Here is a 14,144-nt window from a genome sequence, read left to right as displayed (position 1 = left end):
GGGCAGTGCTCCTCAGAAGGCAAAGCTGTCGGCCGGCATCGCCATCAGGCACTCGGCGCCGCCCAGCAGGGCCTCGCGGTGGCTGCTGGCGCGCGGCAGCAGGCGGTGCAGGTAGAAGGTCGCGCTGTGCAGCTTGGCCTGGTAGAACGCCGCCTCGCCGCTGTCGGCCTCCAGGGCATCCTGCGCGGTGGCGGCGGCCTGCAGCCAGAAGCCGGCCAATAGCACATAGGCCGAGTACTGCAGGAAGTCCACCGAGACCGCGCCGATTTCCTGCACGTCGAGCTGGCTGAGGGCGATCACCTCGGCGGTCAGCTCGCGCCATTCGCCTAGGCGCGCCTGCACCGTGCGGGCCATCGTGCTCAGTGCCGGGCGCCCGGCCTGGTCGTCACACAGTTCGCTGAACTCGCCAATCAGCGCGCCGAGTTCGGCACCGCCATCGCCCAGCAGCTTGCGGCGGATCAGGTCGAGGGCCTGGATGCCATTGGTGCCTTCATAGAGCTGGGTGATGCGGCTGTCGCGCATCAGCTGTTCCATGCCCCATTCGCGGATGAAGCCGTGGCCGCCGTAGACCTGTACCGCATGGCTGGCGACTTCCTGGCCCATGTCGGTGAAGAAGGCCTTGACGATCGGGATCAGCAGCGCCGCGCGCTTGCCGGCGGCCTTGCGCGCGGCGGCATCCTCGGCGCCGTGCTCCAGGTCGAGCTGGCGCGCGGTGTAGGCGGCGAGCATGCGGCAGCCTTCGACCAGGCTCTTCTGGGTCAGCAGCATGCGCCGTACGTCCGGGTGATTGATAATCGGGTCGGCGGCTTTCTCCGGTGCCACGGCACCGTTCAGGCCGCGCGACTGCAGGCGCTCGCGGGCATAGCGCAGGGCGCCCTGGAAGGCCGCCTCGCCGATACCCAGGCCCTGCAGGCCGACCTGGAAGCGCGCGTCGTTCATCATGGTGAACATGCAGGCCAGGCCCTGGTTGGCCTCGCCGACCAGCCAGCCGGTGGCGCCGTCGAAGTTCATCACGCAGGTGGAGGCGCCCTTGATGCCCATCTTGTGCTCGATGGCGCCGCAGCTCAGGGCGTTCTTCGCCCCCAGACCACCCTCGGCGGTGGCGATAAATTTGGGTACCAGCAACAGGCTGATGCCCTTCACCCCGGCGGGGGCGTCCGGAAGGCGCGCCAGCACCAGATGGACGATGTTCTCGGAGAAGTCCTGCTCGCCGCCGCTGATGAAGATCTTGCTGCCGCTGACCTTGTAGCTGCCATCGGCCTGTGGTTCGGCGCGGGTTCTGAGCAGGGCCAGGTCGGTGCCGGCCTGGGGTTCGGTCAGGCACATGGTGCCGGTCCACTGGCCGCTGACCATCTTGGCCAGGTAGTCGCGTTTGAGGTCGTCGCTGCCGTGCTTGTGCAGGGCCAGCACGGCGCCTTCGGTGAGGCCGGAGTAGACGCGGAACGACAGCGAGGCAGACATCAGCATCTCGTGGAAGGCGAAGGCCACCAACTGCGGGAAGCCCTGGCCGCCGAAGTCGGTCGGCCCGGTCATGCTGGCCCAGCCGTTGTCGACGAATTGCTGGTAGGCGGCGCGGAAGCCCTTGGGTGTGGTGACCTTGCCGTCGACCAGCTGGCAGCCTTCCTCGTCGCTGTTGCGGTTGAGCGGGGCGATCTCGTTGCCGGTGAAGGCGGCGGCTTCTTCCAGCACGCCGTCGATCAGCTCGCGGTCCAGGCCGTTGCCCAGGCGTGCGCAGTGGCCGGCGACATCGAACAGTTCATGGAGGACGAAGCGCATATCGCGCAGCGGTGCCTGATAGGTCATACGTTGCCCTCCTTGACGTCGGCGAAGTGCTTGCCGCTGGCGGCCAGTTTTTCGATCAGTTTGGCCGGCTGCCAGTGGGCGCCGAAGCGCTCGGCCAGCTGCAGCAGGCGCTCGCGGATGGCGGCCAGGCCCTGGGCATCGGCCCAGGCCATCGGGCCGTTTTTTTCGGCGGGGAAGCCGTAGCCGTTCAGATACACCAGGTCGATGTCGTGGCTGCTCTCGGCGATGTTTTCTTCGAGGATCTTCGCGCCTTCGTTGACCAGGGCCAGCAGGCAGCGTTCGAGGATTTCCTCCGCGCCGATGCTGCGGCGCTGGTAACCCAGGCGCTCGGCCTCGCGCTGCACCAGGGCGTCCACTTGCGGGTCGTGCTCGGCCTGGCGGCTGCCCGGCGCATAGAGGTAGTAGCCCTTGCCGGCCTTCTGGCCGAAGCGGCCGAGTTCGCACAGGCGGTTGTCGACCTGCACCTGGGCCACGTCCTGGCCCTTGCCGGCCAGTTCGCGGGCGCGCCATTCCAGGTCGATGCCGACCACGTCGTACATGCGGAACGGGCCCATGGCGAAGCCGAAGCCCTGCAGGGCGCTGTCCACCTGGTGCGGGTAGGCGCCTTCGAGCAGCAGGCTGCGCGCCTCGAACACGTAGGTATGCAGCATGCGGTTGCCGATGAAGCCGTCGCAGTTGCCGGCCACCACGCTGACCTTGCCGATGCGCTGGCCGAGGGCCAGGGCGGCGTCGAGTACGGCAGGCGCGGTGTGGGCGCCGCGGACGATTTCCAGCAGTTTCATGATGTGCGCCGGGCTGAAGAAGTGCAGGCCGAGCACGTCCTGCGGGCGCTGGGTGACGGCGGCGATGGCATCGATGTCCAGCGCCGAGGTGTTGCTGGCGAGGATCGCGCCCGGTTTAACGGTGCTGTCGAGGGTGCGGAAGATCTGCTGCTTGAGTTCGAGGTTCTCGTACACCGCCTCGATCACCAGGTCGACCTGGGCCAGGTCCGAGTAGTTGCCGATCTGCTGGATGCGCGCGCGGCGCAGGCTGGCCTCGCCGGTGCTGATGCGGCCCTTGGCGACGTGCTGGGCCCAGGTATCCTCGGCCATCTGCAGGCCGGCCTCGACCATCTGCGGGTTGTTGTCCAGCCACAGCACCGGGATGCCGGCGTTGGCCAGGCTGATGACGATACCGCGGCCCATGGTGCCGGCGCCGATCACGGCGGCCTGCTGGAGGGTGTAGTTGTTGCTCATCGAAGGCTCCCACAGAAGAAGTCAGTCACACAAAACGGAACTGACGCACCTTAAGTACCGGGCTACTATTTGGGAAATTTTGTCTTGTGATAAGTTGAATTCAGCAAGTGAATATATTGACCTTCGATCTCAACCTGCTGCGCGTGCTTGATGCCCTGCTGCGCGAGCGCAATGTGTCGCGCGCCGCCGAGCGCCTGTCGCTCAGTCAGCCGGCGGTGAGCAATGCGCTCAATCGCCTGCGTGACCTGCTCGACGACCCGCTGCTGGTGCGTGTTGGCCGGGCCATGCAGCCGACGCCGCGCGCCCTGGCCCTGGAAGCACCGATCCGCGATGCTCTGCAGCGCATCGAGCAGAGCCTCGGCGAGGGCGCGCCCTTCGACCCGGCCAGCAGCCGCCAGCGCTTTCGCATCGCGGTCACCGACTATGTCGAGCTGATCCTCATGCCGCGCCTGCTCAAGCTGTTGGCCGAGCGCGCGCCGGGGTTGCGTATCGATATCCAGCACCTGTCGCCCAGCCTGCCGGGCGAGGCGCTGGAGAAGGGCGAGCTGGATCTGGTGCTGGGCCGCTTCGAGCAGGTGCCGGCACGCTTTCAGCGCCAGCAGTGGGTCAGTGAAACCCTGCAGCTGGTGGCCCATCGCGAGCATGCGCAGTTGGCGGATGGCCTCGATCTCGATGGTTTCCTCAAACTGCGCCATTTGTGGGTGCATGGCGGGCAGACCCGCGGCATGGTCGAGCAGTGGCTGGGCGAACGCGGGCTGAGCCGCGAGATCGTCTACACCACGCCCAACTACCTGCAGGCCGCGCACATAGTCGCCAGCAGCGAGCTGGTAGCCGTGCTGCCCAGCCGCCTGGCGCACTACTTCGCCGGCCTGCTACCGCTGCAGTTGCACGCGCTGCCGTTCGAGCTCGGCCCCTTCCACCTGGATATCGTCAGCCTCGGCCTGCGCCAGCGCGATGCGGCGTTGCAGTGGCTGATCGAGCAGATCGTGGTGCTGGGCCGGGGCTGACGGCACCCGGCACTGCGCCGCAAAGACGAGGCAACCAGTACCTTTGCAGGAGCGCCAGCGGCCTGGCATCCGGCTACAGTCGGCGCGTGCCCAGGCTGGCGCCCGAGCGGCCAGGCCGGCTGCCTGGCGAGCATCGCGCGCCGCCGGGCGTCATGCGCCGCCGCTGGGCCGGCGGCGCCCGTATCGGGAGTGCCGCGACCATGTTCAGTTTCTTCCGCGCCGCCAGCCACGGCGATGGCGTTCTCAGCCTGCTCAGTACCTTGCAGCAGTTGCCCGAGCAGCTGGCCGCGGTGCGCTTCAGCCCCACCTATGTCGCCGGCTTCGTCTCGCCGCATGTGGATATCGACGCCGTGGCGCGCCAGGTGAGCCGGCGTTTTCCACAGGCGGTGGTCAGCCTGTGCACCACCGCCGGCGAGCTGAGCAGCGCCAATCCGCAGCTCTACTGCGCCACGGACGGGCAGTGGGAGCGCGTCGTGCTGCAGCTGTTCGGCCCCGGCGTGATCGCCGCCGCCGAGATCGTTGCGCTGCCGCTGGAGAGCCGCGACATCCGCGCCGGCGGCCCGCGCCAGCCGCTGGCCGAGCGCATCGCCAGGCTCACCGCGGCGCTCAAGCGCCTGCGGGTGAACCTGCCCATCGATTACCGCGACACCCTGGCCTATGTGCTGTTCGATGGCCTCTGCGCCTCGGAATCCTTCTTCATGGAGGCGCTCTACGAGTCCGGGCGCTTCCCCTGCCTGTTCGTCGGCGGCTCGGCCGGCGGCACGCTGGATTTTTGCACCACGCGCCTGCATGACGGCCAGCGCAGCTACGAGAACCATGCGCTGATCGTGTTTCTCAAGTGCGCGCCGCAGACCCGCTTCGGCGTGTTCAAGAGCCAGAATTTCGAGCCGACGCCCTACAGCCTGAGCGTGCTCAGCGCGTCGCTGGAGGAGCGCTACATCAGCCAGGTGATCGACTCGCGCGGCGCCATCCGCAGCATGGTGGCCGCGCTCTGCGAGCGTTTCGACTGCGCCCCGGCGGAGCTGGAGCAGCGCCTGGCCGACTACTCGTTCGCCATCCGCGTGGGCGACGAGTTGTTCGTCCGCTCGATCGCCCGCATCGACCTGCAGAGCGAGCGCGTGCACCTGTTCTGCGATGTGGCCGCCGGCGAGGAACTGGTGATGGTCAGGCGCACGCCGATGATCGAGGCGACCCGCCGCGACTTCGCGCGCTTCATGCAGGGCAAGGCCGGCACGCCGCTGGCGGGCCTGCTCAACGACTGCATCCTGCGCCGGCTCAACAACCCGCGCGACCTGGCCGGCATGGACGGGGTGTTCCAGGGCGTGCCGGTCGCCGGCTTTTCCACCTTCGGCGAAATCCTCGGCCTCAATCTCAATCAGACCCTGACCGCGGTGTTCTTCTTCCGGGTCACGGACGACAGCCGTTTCAGCGACGAGTACACCGACAACTTCGTGGCCTACCACAGCGCCTGCAGCGCCTTCTTCCTGCGTCGGCAGATCCAGAAGCTCACGGGGCTGAGCCAGGTGGTGGTGCAGCAGGTCGAGCAGTTCAAGCGCCAGGACTTCACCAGCGTCCTGGATATCGGCGGGCTGGACGCCAACCTGCAACCGATCTTCCGCGGCCTGGCCGACCTCGGCCAGGTGCTGCTCCAGGCCCGCGCGCAGCAGGCCAGCATCGACAGCGAGCTGCGCCATTGCGCCCGCGATCTGCACGCCTCGATGGACGACCTGAGCCTGAACATCGGCAAGCAGGCGCAGGTGATCGACCAGGCCGGCAGCTCGGTCAAGCAGCTGGTGGGGCAGGCCGACCGGGTGGTCGGCAGCGCCCGCGACCTGGCCCAGTCGAGCCTGCGCATCCAGTCCGTGGTGCAGCTGATCCAGCAGATCGCCGGGCAGACCAACCTGCTGGCGCTGAACGCGGCGATCGAGGCGGCGCGGGCGGGGGAGATGGGCCGCGGCTTTGCCGTGGTGGCCGACGAGGTGCGCAAGCTGGCGGAGAAGACCCGGCAGAACGCCGAGGAGATCGGCGCCGACATCGATCACCTGGCCGGGGAGATTCGCCACGTCGCCGAGCACATCGAGACCCAGTCCGCCGACGTCGGCGCGCTGACCACCCTGCTCGGTGTCCTAGAGCAGTCCAGCGGCTCCACCGCCGATACCTCGCAGCGCACCAAGGGCGTGGCCGATCTGCTGTTCGGCCTGACCAGTGGTGGCTGAGAATCTGTTCGCGATCTCCTGTCCGTCGGCCATACCGCGTTAAAAACAGCCTCGGAATGCTCATTTACCGCTCGTAAACTCCGCTTCCTCGCCTGTTTTTGCCTTGTCTGGCTCTAGTCCAAAAGATCGTGAACAGGTTCTGAGGCCTAGGCCTGCCGTTCGAGCCAGTCACGCACCTCGGCGTAGGGGTAGTCCTCCAGCGCGGCAAAGCCGGGAATCTGCCGGGCCTTGAGCTTGGTGAAGAGCGGTACGCTGATGCCGCAGAGGAAGCGGGTCAGGCACTCGGCGCTGGGCGGCTGGCCCTTGGCTTCCCGATGGCGCTGGTCGAAGGCGCCGCACAGGGCCTGGCAGTCCTGCCCGGCCAGCGGGCGCAGTGCCGGTGGCGGCGGCAGGCGGGCGACCCGGCCGTGGCACACCGAGCAGTGGCCGCAGCGCTGCGGCGCATCGGCGTCGCCGAAGTAGGCGGCCAGGCGCTGGCTCAGGCACTGCTCGCTGGCGAACAGCTCGAGCATGGCCTGGATGCGGGCGATCTCGCTGGCTTCCTGCTGGCGGAAGTAGGCGTGCAGCTCCTCGCTCAGGCGCTGCGGGTCGAAGTGCGGGTCGAGCAGGGCGTAGACCTCGGTCATCTGTTTGCTTTCCAGCTCGATCCAGCCCTTTTCCTGGAAGAAGTCCAGGGCCTTGACCGCCCGGGCGCGCTCGGCGCGGTGCTGGCTGTACAGGCTGTCGAAATCCACCGTGCACCAGGTCCGCGCCCGCGCCGAGGTGGCGATGATCGCCTCGACGAACTGGCGGCGCTCGCCGTCGAACTTGCCCAGCAGCACCTCGGGCTCGACCAGGTACTTGAAGCGGTACTCGGCGAAGTAGGCGTAACGCGGGGCGATGATGCCCTTGAGTTCAAGCTGCACCAGCAGGGTCTTCAGTGGCAGCTGGCGGATATTGCTCTGCTCGGAGAGCTGGTTGAGCATCAGCTCCCACTCGCCGCTCTGGCCTGCGCTAAGCAGCTCGTCCAGCACGCAGCGGATGCCGGCCAGCTCCGGCGTGTCGCCGTAGACGAAGTTCTCCAGCACGTTGAGGCTGTCGCGGTTGGCCAGTACCAGGCAGTCGGAGGGCTGGCCGTCGCGCCCGGCGCGGCCGATCTCCTGGCTGTAGTTCTCGATGGATTTGGGCAGGTCGAAGTGCACCACGTTGCGGATGTCGGCCTTGTCGATGCCCATGCCGAAGGCGATGGTGGCGACGATGCAGTTGATCCGCCCGTCCATGAACTGGCGCTGGATCGCCTCGCGCGCCTCATGGGGCATGCCGGCGTGGTAAGCGCTGGCGGCGATGCCGCGCTGGCTGAGCTGCTCGGCCACCTGTTCGGCGGTCTTCTGCTGGGTGACGTAGACGATGCTCGGCTCACCGGCCTTGGCGCCCAGCCACTCGACCAGCCGGCGCTGCTTGTCGCGCCCGGCCACCGGCTCCACCAGCAAATTGAGGTTGGCCCGGTAGAAGCCGGTGGTGACCACGTCGTCCGCGGCGATGGCGAACTTCTTCTGCATGTCGGCGATCACCGGCGGGGTGGCCGTGGCGGTGAGCAGCAGCACCTGGGCAATGCCGAACTGGCGCTGGTAGTCGGGCAGCTTGAGGTAGTCGGGGCGGAAGTTGTGGCCCCACTCGGAGATGCAGTGCGCCTCGTCGACCACCAGCAGGGAGATCGGCACCTGGCCGATGAAGTTACGAAAGCGCTCGTTCTTCAGGCGCTCCACCGAAATCATCAGGATCTTCAGCTCGCCGGATTTGGCGCGGGCCATGGTCGCGGCGGTCTGCTCGCGGCTCTGCGCCGAGTCGATGCTGGCGGCGCTGATGCCGCGGGCATGGAGGAAGGCCAGCTGGTCCTGCATCAGCGCCAGCAAGGGCGATACCACCAGGGTCAGGTGCGGCAGATGCAGCGCCGGCAGCTGGTAGCACAGCGACTTGCCCGAGCCGGTGGGGAAGATTGCCGCCGCGGAACTGCCGGCCAGCACCGCCTCGACCACCCGCTGCTGGCCGGGGCGCAGCTGGGTGAAGCCGAAGACGCGGGAAAGGGTGGTGAGCATGGGAATGGCCAGGGCGTAGCGGAACGGGGCCAGACCATACCGCGCCAGTCCCGCGTCGCGCCAGCGTTGTGGCGTGCCGGCTCCGGGGTTGATCCAGGGCATGGAAGGCTGGCGCTGGACGATCTAAGCTGATACTGGGTTATTACCAACGACAGGATTCGACATGAGCAAGCACAAGAGCAAACAGGGAAAGGCCGAAGCCAGCACCGAGGCGGCCGGCGCCAAGCTGTCGCGCAAGGAGTACGAGCAGCAGTTGCATGATCTGCATGTCGAACTGGTGAAATTGCAGCAATGGGTGGTGGCCACCGGCGCCAAGGTGGTGGTGGTGTTCGAGGGCCGCGATGGAGCGGGCAAGGGCGGCACCATCAAGGCGCTGACCGAGCGGGTCAGCCCGCGCATCTTCCGCGTGGTGGCGCTGCCGGCACCGACCGAGCGGGAAAAGAGCCAGATGTATGTGCAGCGCTACGTCCAGCACCTGCCGGCTGCCGGCGAGATCGTGATCTTCGACCGCAGCTGGTACAACCGCGCCGGCGTCGAGCGGGTGATGGGCTTCTGCAACGAGATGCAGCTGAAGAAATTCCTCGATGGCGCGCCGCTGTTCGAGCGCAACATGGTCGACTCGGGGATCATCCTGCTCAAGTACTGGCTGGAGGTCAGCCCGGAGGAGCAGGAGCGGCGCCTGCGCTCGCGCATCGAGGATGGGCGCAAGACCTGGAAGCTGACCGCGATGGACATCAAGTCCTACAACCGCTGGGATGCCTATACCCAGGCCCGCGACGAGATGTTCGAGGCCACCGATACGCCCTGGGCACCCTGGTTCGTCGCCCGTTCCGAGGACAAGAAGCGCGTGCGCCTGAACCTGATCAGTCACCTGCTGCAGCAGATTCCCTACGAGGCGATCCCGCAGTCCAAGGTCAAGCTGCCCAAGCGCAAGATCGGCGCCTACAAGGCGGCCAACTACCCCTTTAAATATATCGCCGAGCCGTTCTGACAGCCTGGCCTGTGGCGCCAGCCCTAGGCGAGCCGCATGAAAAAAGCCCCGCATCTGCGGGGCTGATTGTTTCAGCTGGCGCTCAGATTTCCGGGTCCAGCGGCGGGTGCTTGTGCCAGGCGCTGCCGCCCGGCAGCACCAGGTTCAGCAGCAAGGCGCTGATGGCGCACAGGGAAATGCCGGACAGGGCGAAGTCGCCGTTGCCGATGACCATGCCGCCGATGCCGAACACCAGGGTCACCGAGACGATGATCAGGTTGCGCGCCTCGGCCAGGTCGACCTGGTGGCGGATCAGGGTGTTCAGGCCGACCACGGCGATGGAGCCGAACAGCAGGCAGAGGATGCCGCCCATCACCGGCACCGGAATGCTCTGCAGGGCCGCGCCGAACTTGCCGATGAAGGCCAGGGCGATGGCGAACACGGCCGCCCAGGTCATGATCTTCGGGTTGAAGCTCTTGGTCAGCATCACCGCGCCGGTGACTTCGGCGTAGGTGGTGTTGGGCGGGCCGCCGAACAGGCCCGCCGCCGAGGTGGCCAGGCCGTCGCCGAGCAGGGTGCGGTGCAGGCCGGGCTGCTTGATGAAGTTCTTGCCGGTCACGCTGCCAATGGCCACGACCCCGCCGATGTGTTCGATGGCGGGTGCCAGGGCGACCGGCACCATATAGAGGATGGCGCCCCAGTGCAGTTCCGGCGCGACGAAGGCGGGGATGGCCAGCCAGGGCGCGGCGGCCACGCCACTGCTGTCGATCACGCCGAAGAAGGCGGCCAGCACGCAGCCGACGACGATGCCGGCGATGATCGGCACCAGGCGCAGCAGACCACGGCCGAGCACGGCCACCAGCAGGGTGGTGATCAGCGCCGGCATGGAAATCAGCATGGCGGTCTGGTAGGGCACCAGCTGCGCGCTGCCGTCGCCGGCCTTGCCCATGGCCATGTTCACCGCCACCGGCGACAGGGCCAGACCGATGGAGATGATCACCGGGGCGATCACCACGGGCGGCAGCAGGCGGTCAATGAAGCCGGCGCCCTTGATGCGTACCGCCAGGCTCAACAGGATGTAGACCAGGCCGGAGGCGACCACGCCACCGAGCACCGCGGGCAGGCCGAACTCGCCCTTGGCGGCGAGAATCGGCGCGATGAAGGCGAAGCTGGAGGCGAGGAACACCGGCACCTGGCGCCCGGTGACCAACTGGAACAGCAGGGTGCCGATGCCGGCGGTGAACAGCGCGACGTTGGGGTCCATGCCGGTGATCAGCGGCATCAGCACCAGGGCGCCGAAGGCGACGAAGAGCATCTGCGCGCCGGAGATCACCTGGCGCCAGAGCGGATCGTTGAATTCATCGCGCATGCTCAGGCGTCCTTCTGCTTGGTGCCGAAGATCTTGTCGCCGGCATCGCCGAGGCCGGGGATGATGTAGCCGTGTTCGTTGAGGCACTGGTCGATGGAGGCGGTGAAGATCATCACGTCCGGGTGGGCGTCGTTGACCACCTTGATCCCTTCCGGGGCGGCGACCAGGACCATGGCGCGGATTTCCTTGCAGCCGGCCTTCTTCAGCAGGTCGATGGTGGCGACTAGGGAGCCGCCGGTGGCCAGCATCGGGTCGATGATCAGCGCCAGGCGCTCGTCGATTTCCGGGGCGAGCTTCTCCAGGTAGGTGTGCGCTTCCAGGGTTTCCTCGTTGCGCGCCACCCCGACGGCGCTGACCTTGGCCCCGGGGATCAGGCTGAGCACGCCGTCGAGCATGCCGATGCCGGCGCGCAGGATCGGCACCACGGTGATCTTCTTGCCGGCGATCTTCTCCACCTGCACGGTGCCGGCCCAGCCCTGGATCTCGCAGTTTTCCAGGGGCAGGTCGTTGGTGGCTTCGTAGGTGAGCAGGGCGCCCACTTCCTGGGCCAGTTCGCGGAAGTTCTTCGTGCTGATGTCGGCGCGGCGCATCAGGCCGAGCTTGTGGCGGATCAGTGGGTGGCGGATCTCGCGGATGGGCATGCAGGGTCTCCGGGAAGGGCGGCGGGTATTGGCTAGAGTAAAGCACTGGTCATGCCAGCAAGAAGGCGCCAAGTTTACCGGCTAGCTGAACAAGTGGTCAGAAAATCTGCGTCCAGGCTTGCCCTGGCGCATGACTCTGAGTACCTTTGCCGACCATTTTTTATGGCCTACCATCCCTGGCGGCCCCCTTCGGGCCGTCCCTACGCGACGTTAACAAGTGCCCCCGGCCATTGTTTAACCAACCTATTTCCTCGCTTCCGGAGAAGACCATGTCCGCCGATCTCGCCCATATCCGCCAAGTCATGGCCGAAGCCGACTGCCTGTACAGCAATGCCCAGATCGAAGACGCCATCGACCGGGTGGCCGCCGCCATCAACGGCGAGCTGGCCGAGAGCAATCCGGTGGTGTTCTGCGTGATGAACGGCGGCCTGATCTTCGCCGGCAAGCTGGTTTCCAAGCTGGACTTCCCGCTGGAGCTGTCCTACCTGCACGCCACCCGCTACCGCAACGAAACCAGCGGCGGCGAGCTGTTCTGGAAGGCCAAGCCGGAAGTGTCGTTCATCGACCGCGAAGTGCTGATCATCGACGACATCCTCGACGAGGGGCACACCCTGGCGGCGATCATCGACTTCTGCAAGCACGCCGGCGCCAGCAAGGTGCACACCGCGGTGCTGATCAACAAGGAGCACGAGCGCAAGGCGCGCCCCGACCTCAAGGCCGACTACGTGGGCCTGCCATGCATCGACCGCTACATCTTCGGCTACGGCATGGACTACAAGGGCTACTGGCGCAATGCCGCGGGCATCTACGCGGTAAAAGGCCTGTAAGAACAGGCGCCGGCCCGGGCCGCTGCGGCGCTATTCAGCTGCCAGCCAGCTCAGGGCCTTGGCCCGCGCCTGTGACAGGTCGCGGGCATAGGCCAGGCGGCCGTTCTCGCGCTGCACCCCGGCGCGGCGCAGCTTCAGGCGCAGGCGTGGCGATACGCCGGCCAGCACCAGGCCGATGTCATGCTGCTGGTAGTCGTGCAACACGTTCTCCAGGGCGGCCAGGGCTGTCATGTCCAGCAGCGGCACCGCGCTCATCTCGACTATCACCACCCGCACCTCCGGATTGAAGCGGCGCAGCACGCTCAGCGCCTTTTCCGCCGCGCCGAAGAACAGCGGCCCGCGAATGCTGTAGGCCAGCACCTGTTCCGGCAGTTCGCCGAGGCTCTGCAGCTGGTTGCGCGGCAGCACGGCGGTGTCGGTCAGCTCGCTCATGCGCTTGATGAAGATGCCGGTGGCCAGCAGCAGGCCCACGCCCACGGCCAGCACCATGTCGAACAATACGGTGAGCACCAGGCAGGTCAGCAGCACCAGCACGTCGCTGCGTGGCGCCACGCGCAGGGTGTGCAGCACGTGGCCGGGCTCGCTCATGTTCCACGCCACCACCAGCAGCAGAGCGGCCAGCGCCGCCATCGGCAGGTAGCTGAACAGCGGCGCGAGCAGCAGCATGGCCAGCAGCACCACGCCGGCATGGATGATCGCCGCCAGCGGCGAGACGGCGCCGGCACGCACGTTGGTGGCGCTGCGGGCGATGGCGGCGGTGGCGGTGATGCCGCCAAACAGCGGGGCGACCAGGTTGCCCAGGCCCTGGCCGATCAGCTCGGCATTGGGGTCGTGCTTGCTGCCGGTCATGCCGTCGGCGACCACGGCGCACAGCAGCGACTCGATGGCGCCGAGCATGGCGATGGCGAAGGCCGGGCCGAGCAACTGGCGGAACAGCTCGAAGGACAGCTGCAGCGGCTGGCCGTGGGCCCCCGGCAATTGCCAGGGCCAGGCGAAGTCCGGCAGGAAGGGCGGGATGCCCGGATGACTGATGCCGTCCACCTTGTAGCTGAAACGCTCGCCGAGGGTCGCCACCGGCAAGCCGAGCGACTCCAGGGCGAGGGCGAGCAGGGCGCCGGCGGCCAGGGCCACCAGGTGGCCGGGCACCTTGGGCAGCAGTTTCGGCCACAGCAGCAGGGTCGCCAGGCTGGCCGCGGCGACCAGGCTGTCGCCGGGGCGGAAGTCCGGCAGGGCCTGGCCGAGCAGGGCCAGCTGGTCGAGGAAGTGCTGCGGGGTGCCGGCCAGGCGCAGGCCGAGCAGGTCCTTGACCTGCAGCATGGCGATGACGATGCCTATGCCGGCGGTGAAGCCCAGCGTCACCGGGTAGGGCACGAACTCGATCAGCTTGCCGGCGCGCCCCAGGCCCAGGGCGATCAGGATCAGCCCGGCCAGCAGGGTGCACAGCAGCAGACCGCCGAGGCCGTATTGCTGGGTGATCGGCAGCAGGATCACCACGAAGGCGGCGGTCGGCCCGGAGACATTGAAGCGCGAGCCGCCGGTCAGGGCGATCAGCGGGGCGGCGACCAGCACGGTGTAGAGGCCGTGCTGCGGCGGCACGCCGACCGCGATGGCCAGGGCCATGGCCAGGGGGATGGCGATGATGCCCACGGTGATCCCGGCGCCGATATCGCCGCGCAGGGCCTGCAAGGAGTATCCGCGACGCCAGACCTGGCGCCAGGCGGCAAACAGTTGGGGTAAGGGCATCGCAGGCTCCGCATCGCTTGGCAGCAGTATAAAAGCAGGTGGCGTTGCCGGCTTAATTTGGCAACGGATCTTTTAGTCGCGTTGAGCGCGCTGACGGGCGAGGGTAAACTGCCGGCCCCGTAATGCCCGCTAGGGTCTGTTGACGTTTTGTCACGGCCCGTCCCTGCGGGTTGCGCGGCAAATGGCGCCATGCGTTGTTGCAGGACTTGCCAAGGGATCACCATTACCTGCGTCCCGCGCCTAGCCTGGCGCCATTTG

At 67.3% G+C, this 14,144-nt stretch carries 9 protein-coding genes and 2 pseudogenes; 5 read left to right on the top strand and 6 right to left on the bottom strand.

Annotation, left to right across the window (positions count from 1 at the left end; all coding sequences use genetic code 11):
* Positions 1-12 precede the first annotated feature (12 nt).
* Positions 13-1,803 carry an acyl-CoA dehydrogenase C-terminal domain-containing protein gene (locus F3I16_RS14440; protein WP_160494263.1) on the bottom strand — a complete coding sequence of 597 codons (1,791 nt, stop codon included), beginning with the start codon at positions 1,801-1,803 and terminating at the stop codon, positions 13-15.
* Positions 1,800-3,038, bottom strand: coding sequence for a 3-hydroxyacyl-CoA dehydrogenase (locus F3I16_RS14435; protein ID WP_160494262.1), 1,239 nt, complete (start codon positions 3,036-3,038; stop codon positions 1,800-1,802). Before F3I16_RS14435 ends, F3I16_RS14440 begins: the two co-directional genes overlap by 4 nt.
* 107 nt (positions 3,039-3,145) lie before the next feature.
* Here F3I16_RS14435 and F3I16_RS14430 point away from each other — a divergent pair, with 107 nt between their 5' ends.
* From F3I16_RS14430 to F3I16_RS21405, 3 genes and pseudogenes are all read left to right on the top strand, one after another.
* Positions 3,146-4,045, top strand: coding sequence for a LysR family transcriptional regulator (locus tag F3I16_RS14430; protein WP_160494261.1), 900 nt, complete (start codon positions 3,146-3,148; stop codon positions 4,043-4,045).
* Between the two features lie 152 nt (positions 4,046-4,197).
* Positions 4,198-5,391: pseudogene (locus tag F3I16_RS21410) on the top strand (FIST signal transduction protein); the annotation flags it as partial.
* A 507-nt stretch (positions 5,392-5,898) separates the two neighbouring features.
* Positions 5,899-6,261, top strand: a pseudogene (locus tag F3I16_RS21405) (methyl-accepting chemotaxis protein); the annotation flags it as partial.
* Positions 6,262-6,407: 146 nt separating this feature from the next.
* Here the strand turns inward: F3I16_RS21405 and F3I16_RS14420 are convergent.
* The gene (locus F3I16_RS14420) at positions 6,408-8,336 is read right to left on the bottom strand and encodes an ATP-dependent DNA helicase RecQ (protein ID WP_160494339.1); all 1,929 of its coding nucleotides are present in this window, start codon (positions 8,334-8,336) and stop codon (positions 6,408-6,410) included.
* 163 nt (positions 8,337-8,499) lie between these two features.
* Here F3I16_RS14420 and ppk2 point away from each other — a divergent pair, with 163 nt between their 5' ends.
* On the top strand, positions 8,500-9,327 hold the full coding sequence (gene ppk2, locus F3I16_RS14415) for a polyphosphate kinase 2 (protein ID WP_160494259.1): 828 nt from the start codon (positions 8,500-8,502) through the stop codon (positions 9,325-9,327).
* Between the two features lie 82 nt (positions 9,328-9,409).
* Here the strand turns inward: ppk2 and F3I16_RS14410 are convergent, their stop codons facing one another.
* Both F3I16_RS14410 and upp read right to left on the bottom strand, forming a co-directional pair.
* Complete coding sequence (locus F3I16_RS14410) at positions 9,410-10,675, bottom strand: uracil-xanthine permease family protein (RefSeq protein ID WP_160494258.1); 1,266 nt, start codon at positions 10,673-10,675, stop codon at positions 9,410-9,412.
* Between the two features lie 2 nt (positions 10,676-10,677).
* A complete protein-coding gene (gene upp, locus F3I16_RS14405) occupies positions 10,678-11,316 on the bottom strand; it encodes a uracil phosphoribosyltransferase (protein ID WP_160488619.1) in 639 nt (212 codons plus the stop codon).
* Positions 11,317-11,585: 269 nt separating this feature from the next.
* Between upp and F3I16_RS14400 the strand changes: the two genes are divergently transcribed.
* Positions 11,586-12,143 carry a hypoxanthine-guanine phosphoribosyltransferase gene (locus F3I16_RS14400; RefSeq protein ID WP_160494257.1) on the top strand — a complete coding sequence of 186 codons (558 nt, stop codon included), beginning with the start codon at positions 11,586-11,588 and terminating at the stop codon, positions 12,141-12,143.
* Positions 12,144-12,173: 30 nt separating this feature from the next.
* Here F3I16_RS14400 and dauA read toward each other — a convergent pair whose 3' ends face one another.
* Positions 12,174-13,886, bottom strand: a complete 1,713-nt coding sequence (gene dauA, locus F3I16_RS14395) for a C4-dicarboxylic acid transporter DauA (protein ID WP_160494256.1) — start codon at positions 13,884-13,886, stop codon at positions 12,174-12,176.
* Positions 13,887-14,144: the final 258 nt, after the last annotated feature.

The organism is Pseudomonas sp. L-22-4S-12, assembly GCF_009799935.1.
GTDB lineage: Bacteria > Pseudomonadota > Gammaproteobacteria > Pseudomonadales > Pseudomonadaceae > Aquipseudomonas.
Note: the sequence above shows the minus strand (reverse complement) of the source record. Positions and strands in the feature narration are given on the sequence as shown.

Excerpts from the sequence above, each read along its gene's own strand:
- F3I16_RS14440 (WP_160494263.1), bottom strand. The coding sequence starts at position 1,803 with ATGACCTATCAGGCACCGCTGCGCGATATGCGCTTCGTCCTCCATGAA.
- F3I16_RS14435 (WP_160494262.1), bottom strand. The coding sequence starts at position 3,038 with ATGAGCAACAACTACACCCTCCAGCAGGCCGCCGTGATCGGCGCCGGC.
- F3I16_RS14420 (WP_160494339.1), bottom strand. The coding sequence starts at position 8,336 with ATGCTCACCACCCTTTCCCGCGTCTTCGGCTTCACCCAGCTGCGCCCC.
- ppk2 (WP_160494259.1), top strand. The coding sequence starts at position 8,500 with ATGAGCAAGCACAAGAGCAAACAGGGAAAGGCCGAAGCCAGCACCGAG.
- F3I16_RS14410 (WP_160494258.1), bottom strand. The coding sequence starts at position 10,675 with ATGCGCGATGAATTCAACGATCCGCTCTGGCGCCAGGTGATCTCCGGC.
- upp (WP_160488619.1), bottom strand. The coding sequence starts at position 11,316 with ATGCCCATCCGCGAGATCCGCCACCCACTGATCCGCCACAAGCTCGGC.
- F3I16_RS14400 (WP_160494257.1), top strand. The coding sequence starts at position 11,586 with ATGTCCGCCGATCTCGCCCATATCCGCCAAGTCATGGCCGAAGCCGAC.
- dauA (WP_160494256.1), bottom strand. The coding sequence starts at position 13,886 with ATGCCCTTACCCCAACTGTTTGCCGCCTGGCGCCAGGTCTGGCGTCGC.